The sequence below is a fragment of the Metabacillus sp. 113a genome (assembly GCF_050107635.1).
Classification (GTDB): Bacteria; Bacillota; Bacilli; order Bacillales; family Bacillaceae; genus Metabacillus_B.
In genome coordinates, this window is sequence record NZ_JBNILJ010000062.1 from 1 (window position 1) to 206 (window position 206).

Here is a 206-nt window from a genome sequence, read left to right on the forward strand (position 1 = left end):
GAATGACAGAAATGTGATTGTCTTTTGCAAAATTGACGATTGCACGGCTCACCTTGTGGTCTTGGTCTTTCATCCATCGCTGTTCTTTATCATCCAATTTACGGATGGCATTGAGTTTTTTCTTCCTACCCAATGTTTTGCGTTTGGAACGGAATGTACGCTTCATGTATTTGTTTTGTCTACCGTTTCCAAAGAAACAAACCTTG

General features: G+C 39.8%; 1 pseudogene. It reads right to left on the bottom strand.

Features of this window, described 5'->3' with window-relative positions:
• A pseudogene (locus ACQCVE_RS19715) lies at positions 1-206 on the bottom strand (RNA-guided endonuclease TnpB family protein); the annotation flags it as partial.